This is a genomic window from Arthrobacter sp. Soil_N43 (genome assembly GCF_057655195.1).
In genome coordinates, this window is record NZ_JBDGML010000042.1 from 1 (window position 1) to 8,920 (window position 8,920).

At 66.0% G+C, this 8,920-nt stretch carries 7 protein-coding genes; 5 read left to right on the forward strand and 2 right to left on the reverse strand.

Annotation, left to right across the window (positions count from 1 at the left end; all coding sequences use genetic code 11):
• The 3 genes from otsB to AC3A3W_RS02900 form a co-directional block, all read left to right on the forward strand.
• Positions 1-626, forward strand: a 626-nt coding sequence (otsB, locus tag AC3A3W_RS02890; protein ID WP_487440386.1) for a trehalose-phosphatase, incomplete at its 5' end; no start/stop codon positions are given.
• A 237-nt stretch (positions 627-863) separates the two neighbouring features.
• Positions 864-1,946: an ABC transporter ATP-binding protein gene (locus AC3A3W_RS02895; protein ID WP_400581120.1), complete on the forward strand. Its 1,083-nt coding sequence runs from the start codon at positions 864-866 to the stop codon at positions 1,944-1,946.
• Between the two features lie 174 nt (positions 1,947-2,120).
• The gene (locus AC3A3W_RS02900) at positions 2,121-3,539 is read left to right on the forward strand and encodes a DUF4032 domain-containing protein (RefSeq protein ID WP_205651390.1); all 1,419 of its coding nucleotides are present in this window, start codon (positions 2,121-2,123) and stop codon (positions 3,537-3,539) included.
• 42 nt (positions 3,540-3,581) lie between these two features.
• Here the strand turns inward: AC3A3W_RS02900 and AC3A3W_RS02905 are convergent, their stop codons facing one another.
• A complete protein-coding gene (locus tag AC3A3W_RS02905; RefSeq protein ID WP_487440387.1) occupies positions 3,582-4,952 on the reverse strand; it encodes an FAD-binding oxidoreductase in 1,371 nt (456 codons plus the stop codon).
• Between the two features lie 193 nt (positions 4,953-5,145).
• On the opposite strand from AC3A3W_RS02905, the gene AC3A3W_RS02910 reads away from it, so the two are divergent.
• Together AC3A3W_RS02910 and AC3A3W_RS02915 are read left to right on the forward strand one after the other, a co-directional pair.
• Entirely contained in the window at positions 5,146-6,894 is a 1,749-nt protein-coding gene (locus tag AC3A3W_RS02910; protein WP_487440388.1) for a glycoside hydrolase family 13 protein, read from the forward strand.
• A 6-nt stretch (positions 6,895-6,900) separates the two neighbouring features.
• Positions 6,901-7,920, forward strand: coding sequence for a LacI family DNA-binding transcriptional regulator (locus AC3A3W_RS02915; RefSeq protein ID WP_487440389.1), 1,020 nt, complete (start codon positions 6,901-6,903; stop codon positions 7,918-7,920).
• On the opposite strand, the gene AC3A3W_RS02920 is transcribed toward AC3A3W_RS02915, so the two are convergent.
• Positions 7,917-8,411, reverse strand: coding sequence for an SRPBCC domain-containing protein (locus AC3A3W_RS02920; RefSeq protein WP_487440390.1), 495 nt, complete (start codon positions 8,409-8,411; stop codon positions 7,917-7,919). The genes AC3A3W_RS02915 and AC3A3W_RS02920 overlap by 4 nt on opposite strands.
• Positions 8,412-8,920 lie beyond the last annotated feature (509 nt).

Genomic DNA, 8,920 nt, shown 5'->3' on the forward strand with positions numbered 1-8,920 from the left:
CCACCCTTCCACGCACGACGACGGCCCTCATCTCCGGCAGGGCCCTTGACAGCCTGCGCGCGGTCGCCTCGCCCCCTGACGAGACTCTCCTCATCGGAAGTCACGGAGCGGAGGCCTGGCTGGGCCCCGGTTCGACCCCGCTCGTCCTGGACCCAGCACAGCTGGAACTCCTGGCCGAGGTCCGCAGCATCCTCGAAGGCATCGTGGAGCTTGCCCCGGGCACCCTCCTGGAGGAGAAGCCCGCAGGAGTCGTCCTCCACACCCGGTTGGCCGAGGATGACGTAGCGGAGGACGCCGTGGCCGCGGCGCGAGCAGCACTTCAGGACCGCCAGGGTGTCCATCTCAAGAACGGCAAACGGGTCCTGGAAACGTCCGTGGTCCACGCTTCCAAGGGCGAGGGCGTGGACTTCCTCAGGCAGGCGTCCGGCGCCTCAGCCGTCGTCTTCGCCGGGGACGACACCACGGACGAAGATGCCCTCGGCCGCCTCGGGCCCGGCGATGTGGGCGTGAAGGTGGGCCTGGATTTCACCCAGGCCCAGTTCCGCGTTGAAGCACCGGTGCACATTGCCGAGCTGCTCGAGGCCCTGCTTCGGGAACGCCGCAGGGCCGTGGAACCCCCGTCCTGACCATCTGGAGGCAACCGCGGCGTGCGGCATCTCACGTGTGACCTCCGTAACATTTGCAACTATTCAAGATAAATCTGACATACTCTGTGTGTGATGTGGCGCACAGGAACCGTGCGGCGTCACGCAATACTCCTCGGCTTCGGCCGGGGAGTACATATTGCAGTACATAACTGAATTACATGAACCATTCACTACGGATCGTCCGGCACGTACCTGCCGGTGAAGGGATTGATAACTGTGGCAACAGTTACTTTTGATAACGCTACGCGTCTGTACCCGGGCACAGAGAAGCCCGCTGTTGACAAGCTCAACATCGAAATCGCCGACGGCGAATTTCTGGTCCTCGTTGGACCCTCCGGTTGCGGTAAGTCCACCTCCCTGCGCATGCTCGCAGGACTCGAAGATGTGAACGCCGGCCGTATCCTCATTGGCGACCGCGATGTCACCGACGTTCCGCCCAAGGACCGCGACATCGCCATGGTTTTCCAGAACTACGCGCTCTACCCCCACATGACCGTGGCGGACAACATGGGCTTCGCCCTGAAGATCGCAGGCGTCAGCAAGGAAGAGCGCGCCGAGCGCGTCCGTGAAGCTGCCAAGCTCCTGGACCTCGAGCCGTACCTGGACCGCAAGCCGAAGGCACTTTCCGGCGGTCAGCGCCAGCGTGTTGCCATGGGCCGTGCAATCGTCCGTAACCCGCAGGTCTTCCTCATGGATGAGCCGCTGTCCAACCTGGACGCCAAGCTCCGCGTCCAGACCCGCACCCAGATTGCGTCTCTTACCCGCCGCCTGGGCGTCACCACTGTCTACGTGACTCACGACCAGGTCGAAGCCATGACCATGGGCGACCGCGTCGCGGTGCTCAAGGACGGCCTCCTGATGCAGGTGGACACCCCCCGCAACCTGTACGACCGCCCGAAGAACGTCTTCGTCGCCGGCTTCATCGGCTCCCCCGCCATGAACCTGCTCGAACTTCCGGTCGTCGACGGCGGCGTGCAGTTCGGCGGCACCGTCTACCCCGTGCCGCGCAACGTCCTCGAAGAGGCACACGGCTCCACCGTCACGCTCGGCACCCGTCCCGAGGACCTGGAAACCGCGCCGCAGGGCGACGGCCTGCAGGTTGAGGTCGACGTCGTCGAAGAACTCGGCGCCGACGCCTATGTCTACGGACACACCACGCTGGACGGCAAGAGCCACGACATCGTGGCCCGCGTCGACGGCCGCCGCCCTCCGATGAAGGGCGAGTCCATCTGGGTCCGTCCCCAGTCCGGCCACGTACACCTGTTCGACACGAAGACCGGCGAGCGCCTGGGCGACTAGTCCGCGCCACGGACGGTTGACGGTGGTTGAGCCTGTCGAAAACCGCCTTTAGCACGACCGGAATTATCAGACCGACGGCGGCCCTCCCCTAAACGGAAGGGCCGCCGTCGGGCTTTAAACGCGGCACCCGACCATGTTTAGGCATGCGAACCCTACGTACGGAAGAATTGACCCATGACCGAGGAATACAGCGCCCAGTGGCACGACGAACCCACCGACTACGGGCAGATCGGCAAGCTACCCAGGTTCGAGCCCGCCAGCGCCAACGATGACAAGGCATCCTCGGTCGCCAGCAACCTCAACATCACGGCCGCCGCCGCCGACCCCGAACTGCTGGACCTCCCTTGGCATATCGCCCTGGAGGACTGGCCGGCGGAGAACCTCGCGGCGCTCCCCCGCGGTATCTCGCGGCACATCGTGCGCTTCGCGCACCTCGGCGGTTCGGTCATCGCGATCAAGGAAACGTCCGAGCACGTAGCCCGGCACGAGTACCACATGCTCCGCAAGCTGGCCCGGCTGGATGTTCCCTGCGTGGAGCCCGTGGCCGTCATCACCGGCCGCACAACCCTCGACGGCAGGCCCCTGAACCCGGTGCTGGTCACCCGCCACCTGAAGTTCTCCATGCCGTACCGTGCGCTCTTCTCGCAGATGCTCCGCAAGGACACGCTGACCCGCCTCATCGACGCGCAGGCCCTCCTGATGGTGCGGCTCCACCTCATCGGGTTCTACTGGGGCGACGTTTCACTCTCCAACACGCTGTTCCGCCGCGACGCCGGAGCCTTTGCCGCCTACCTCGTGGACGCCGAGACCGGCGAACTCTATCCGGACCTGTCCACCGGCCAGCGCGAGTACGACCTCGAAATTGCCCGGGTCAACATCGCCGGCGAACTCATGGACCTCCTGGACGGCGGCCTGATCGAGGAGAAAGTGGATCCGGTGGCCACCAGCGAGCTCATCATGGAAAGCTACCGCCGACTGTGGACGGAGCTGACCGAGAAGGAATCGTTCGAGCTCGGCGAACGCTGGCGCGTGGGCGCCCGCATCCGCCGCCTTAATGAACTCGGCTTCGACGTTGAAGAATATGCGATCAAAACCACCCAGAACGGCACCACGATCCAGCTTCAGCCCAAAGTTGTGGACGCCGGCCACCACCAGCGGCGCCTGCTCCGCCTCACCGGCCTCGACGCCCAGGAGAACCAGGCCCGGCGCCTGCTCAACGACATGGACTCGTTCCGCGCCGACAACAATCCGGAAATGGATGAGGAGTACAGCGCCCACCTCTGGGTGAGCCAGATCTTCGAACCGATCGTGCGCTCCATCCCGCGCGACCTCTCGGGCAAGCTGGAGCCTGCGGAGGCGGTTCACGAGGTGCTCGAGCACCGCTGGTACATGTCCGAAAAGCAGGAGCGCCATATTCCGCTGGCGGAGGCCGTCCAGTCCTACATCGATTCCATCCTGCGCCACCGCCGCGATGAAGCGGCCATCATGCTCAACCCGGACACCGAGCTGCTGAAGATCCTGGAAGTGGAGACCGAGGAATCCCGGTACGGCGCCGAGGAGTCGATCGACGAGTATCCGGACTCCGACGACTAAAGACTCTGACGTGGCACGCCTGCGTTAACTGGCACGCCTGCGTTAAATCGCCTTGCCTGGGTTGAGGATCCCGGCCGGGTCGAAGAGTTCCTTCAAACGCCGCTGCAGTTCGCGGATGGGCTCTGGCTGCTCGAGGCTCAGCCACCGCAGCTTGTACTGCCCGATGCCGTGCTCCCCCGTGATAGTTCCGCCCATGTCCAGCGCGACGGCGATCGACGCGTCCAAGGCCTTGTTCAGGCGCACCGCTGCTTCGGCATCCGCCAGGTCATTCACGCGGTCCACCCAGAATGTGGGATGCAGGTTCCCGTCGCCGGCGTGGGCCACCACCTTGAGCCTCACCGCGTGGGTCTCCGCCAGTGTTTCAAGGGCCGCCACGTAGTCCACCAGCCTGGAGCGGGGCACCGCCACGTCCTCGCCCACCCGATACTGGTCATCCACCTCCACGCCGCGGCTGTTGCGCCTCATCTCCACCAGGTGCTCGGCTTCCTCGCTGGCTTCGGTGGTCACCACAGCGCCGCCCGCTGCCAGGACATCACGGACGACGTGGGCTTCCGCTGCGGCCCCGAACCCGTCGGTCTGGACCAGCAGGAGGGACGCGCCCCTGCCGGCGAGATCCGAACCATGGATCTCATCCAGCTGGATGAGCGACCCGCCGTCCAGCAGTTCCATGATGGCCGGCTGGACCCGGGCCTTGCCCACGGCCAGCACTCCGGCGGCGGCCTGCCGGAAATCGGGATAGAACGCCGCGATGGTGTGCACCTCGCGGGGCAGGTACTTGAGCCGCACCGTGGCGCCAACGACGATCCCCAGCGTGCCCTCGGAGCCGACGAACAATCCGGTCAGGTCGTAGCCTGCCACGCCTTTGAAGGTCTGGTGGCCCGTATGGATGAGTGAGCCGTCCGCGAGCACCACGTCGAGCGCCAGCACTGAGTCGCGGGTCACCCCGTACTTGGCGCACCGCAGCCCGCCCGCGTTCGTCGCGACGTTGCCGCCGATTGTCGAGATCCTGAAACTCGCCGGATCCGGAGCAAACATGAAACCGTGCCGGGCCGCGGCGTCGTTCAGGTCCGCGTTCACCACCCCCGGCTCCACCACGGCGGTCTCGTCGTCCGGGTTGAGGTCCAGGATCCGGTTCATCCGCTCCAGGCTGAGGACGATCGAGCCTTCGGTGGCATGAGCCCCGCCGGAAACACCGGTCCCGGCGCCCCGGGCCACGATCGGAACCCGCCGTGCGGCACAGCTCCTGACTGCTGCCTGGACGTCCTGGACCGACTCGGCAAAGACAACCGCGAGTGGCTGCTGGTAGTCGAGTACAGGAGCCTGGTCAACGGCATAGGCGGCCAGCACGGCTGGGTCCTGGACGACTTTTCCTGGTCCCAGAGCTGAGGTGAGCTCGTCGGCGATGCTGCTCATTGGTCTCCCGTTTCGGTCACACGTGCCTTCAAGTCTAGATGTTGGCCTACGGGCCCGAGGCAGCTGCCGTGCAAACGCTTCCAGATTGTGCGCGCCATCTGACCGATAGTGGCGGGTGCTTTACGGAAATTGTCAAGAGAATATGGGTTGGAAACGCTTTCAATTGTGGTTTGGGCCACTCTAAGCTGGCCCAATGTCTGTTGATTCACTGATGCAAGCGCTTTCACCAATGGCCCGGTCCCTCACGCCGATCCATGCCCCTGACAACGCCCACGGTTGGTGGCGATCGGCCGTTATCTACCAGGTCTACCCCCGGTCCTTCCGCGACCTGAACGGCGATGGGATCGGTGATCTCGCGGGCATCACTGCAGAACTGCCGCAGCTGGCCGCCCTGGACATCGACGCCGTGTGGCTCTCTCCCTTCTACCGCTCCCCCCAGCGCGACGCCGGATATGACGTGAGCGACTACTGCGACGTGGATCCGCTGTTCGGCACCCTGGGCGACTTCGACGGCATGATCGCCGAAGCCAACAGGCTGGGGATCAGAGTGATCGTGGACTTGGTCCCCAACCACTGTTCGGACCAGCACCTCGCTTTCCAGGCCGCACTCGCTGCCGGGCCGGGAAGCACGGAACGGGACATGTTCATCTTCCGCGACGGCGCCGGCCCCGCCGGCGAAGAGCCGCCCAACAACTGGCAGTCACACTTCGGCGGCCCCGCATGGACGCGCATCACCGAAGCTGACGGAGCACCGGGTCAGTGGTACCTGCACCTCTTCGACTCCTCCCAGCCTGACTTCAACTGGGACAACCAGGCGGTACACGACGAATTCGAACGCGTGCTCCGCTTCTGGCTCGACCGTGGAGTCTCGGGGTTCCGTGTGGACGTGGCGCATGCGCTGGTCAAGGCGCCCGGGCTGCCTGCCTGGGGCGGACGAGCAGACGGCAGCACCATCGACGGTTTTCCAGGGCACGAGGCCCCGATGTTCGGCCAGCCCGCCCTGCACGACATCTTCCGGAACTGGCGGCGCATTCTCGAGGAATACGGACCCGACCGCATTATGTGTGCCGAGGCCAATGTGGATCCCCTGCCCCGGCTGGCGGAATGGGTCCGACCGGATGAGATGCACCAGGCGTTCAACTTCCCCTACCTGCACGCGGGGCTGGACATTCCGCGGCTGCGTCACGTCATCACCGAGTCCCTGACCTCGCTGGACGCCGTCGGCGCACCCAGCACCTGGGTACTGTCCAACCACGACGTCGTCCGGCACGCCACCCGCTTCGGCTACTACTGGACCGGTCCCCGCGAAGGCGACGGAATCGGCCCCGCGGACCCGCAGCCGGACCACGACCTCGGCCGTGCCCGGGCCGCTGCTGCCTCCCTCTTCATGCTCGGCCTGCCGGGCGGCGCCTACCTCTACCAGGGCGAGGAGCTCGGGCTTCCGGACGGCATCGACATCGCGGACCACCAGCGGCAGGATCCGACGTTCGCACGCACGGGCGGCGAGCGTCTGGGCCGCGACGGCTGCCGTGTCCCCTTGCCGTGGCGTGCGTCCGAGCCGCACCACGGCTTCGGGTCCGGCCAGGACCCGTGGCTCCCGCAACCGGCGAGCTTCGCCGAACTGGCCAGGGACGCCCAAGCCGGGGACCCGTCGTCGCACCTTAACCTGTACCGTCGCATGCTGTCGCTGCGCCGGGAACTCGGGCTGGGTCGCGGCTCACTGTCCTGGGCCGAACAGTGGTGCACCGACTCTGCGCTGGCTTTCCTGAACGGAAACATCCTGGTCATCATGAACGTAGGCCAGGACTCCCTTGAGCTGCCCGCGGGCGAAGTGCTGCTGCGCAGCTCCGGCGCGGACGCCGGCTACGCCGACGACTGGCATGGTTTAGGCTCTGGAGAGACCGTTTGGATGAGGGTTTCAATAGAGGACGCGGAGAGCTAAGAACATATGGCCGGCATCAAGGAAGTCGCAGAACGTGCCGGTCTGTCCATAGCCACCGTTTCACGGGCCCTGAGCGGCAAGGGCAACGTGTCGGCCAAGAGCCGCGCGCGGGCCCAGGCTGCAGCAGCCGACCTCGGGTTCGTGCCCTCCTATCAGGCCTCGAGCCTGGCCTCCGGGCGCAACTACAACATAGGAATCGTGGTCCCATCCGTCCACCGCTGGTACTTCTCATCGGTGGTGGAAGGGGTGTCCGCAGCGCTGCTGGACGCCGGCTATGACCTGACCCTGTACAACGTCACGGAGGTCTCAGGCCGCCGCCAGAGCGTGCTCCGGGACTTCCTGCTCCGCAAGCGCGTTGACGCCGTCATCGCCGTGGCGCTGGCCCTCACGGAGTCGGAGATCCGGCAAATGCTGGCGGTGCACCGGCCGATGGTGGGCATCGGCGGCCCTCTGCACGGTGCATCGACCATCCGCATCGACGACTACGGCCTTTCTGCGGCGGCGACGAACCATCTTATTCAGCTTGGCCACTCCCAGATCGCGCACCTCACGGGTGACTCTGTCTACGAACAGGACTTCAAGATCCCCCGCACGCGCCTTGCAGGCTTCAAAGGGGCGATGGCAGCCGCAGGACACGAGGTCCGGCCCGAGTGGATCGTCAGGGCGGACTTCACCATCCAGGGCGGCTACGCGACGGCCAGGCAGTTGCTCGGTTCAGGCTCAGAACGCCCCACGGCGGTCTTTGCCGCCTCCGATGAGATGGCCATTGGCGCCATTCTGGCCGCCCGCGACTTCGGTCTCCGGATCCCGGAGGATCTGTCCGTGATCGGGATGGACGGGCACGATCTCGGTGAACTCTTCGGGCTGACCACCATTGACCAGGATCCCCGCGGCCAGGGGGCGCTGGCGGTGCGCCTGCTGCTGGAGGGGCTCGACGGCGGTGCGGAGCGGGAAGCCGTCGATACCACCTACCCCACGAAGTTCGTCATCCGGTCCAGCACGGCTGTCCCACCGTCCGCGCGCTAGCCGGCCTCAGCGCCCATGAACCGCGCAAACCGCCCCAAGACTTCCGGCCAGGCCCTGTCGTAGGCCGCGCGGGTCGCTGAGGGGTCTTCAGCGCCTTCCCAGCCGTCGTGGACCACACGGACCTCGGTGTTGCCGTCCACAGCCTGGAATGCGACCCTGAGCTCCGTAGACCACATCGCAGTGGTGCCCGGGTACCAGGATGCGTGGAAGGACAACGGAGGCTGCCAGTCATCGATGGTGCCCCACGTCGTGGTCCTGCCGTCGTCCGCCGTTTCAAGGATCAGGTTCTCCTCGAACTCCACGTACGAGCCAGGACCAAAAACACTGTTTGACTCCATGGGCCACCAAAGGTGTGTGTGGTCCGTGAACCCCATGAAGGTCCGGGCCACCGGGCCGGGAACCACCACTGCGCAGACGACCGGGTCCAGTGCCACGGCTGGATCGCGCTCATTGGCGCCGGAGGCGGCGGCGTGACTGAAGAGGTTTTCCATGGGCACCAACTCTACCGGCCCACACGCCCCCTCACCTCTCGCCGCCCCCCACCCGACGCTCCCTCACTTTGCGTCGCTCCCCGGCGACGCTCCCTCACTTTTCGCCGCTCCCCCGGCGACGCTCCCTCACGTGTCGCCGGGTGGTCACGGGACGTTTCCTCGGTTGTTGGGTGGTACGACGGCGGTGTGGCGGGTGGGGTGCCCGGGGCCGGGCTGGGGGGCGGGGGGCGTCCGGCCGGCGCTCAGCGAGATGTGAGGGAGCGTCCGCTCAGCTGCCGCAGTATGTGAGGGAGCGTCCACTCAGCTGCCGCAGTATGTGAGGGAGCGTCCACTCAGCTGCCGCAGTATGTGAGGGAGCGTCCGGTCAGCTGCGGCAGTATGTGAGGGGGCGTCCGGTCAGCTGCCGCAGTATGTGAGGGAGCGTCCGCTCAGCTGCGGCAGGTTGTGAGGGGGCGTGCCCTGGAAGGCGGCGGGTAGTGTGGGGGCGTCCGGTGCGCCCCCGGAGATAT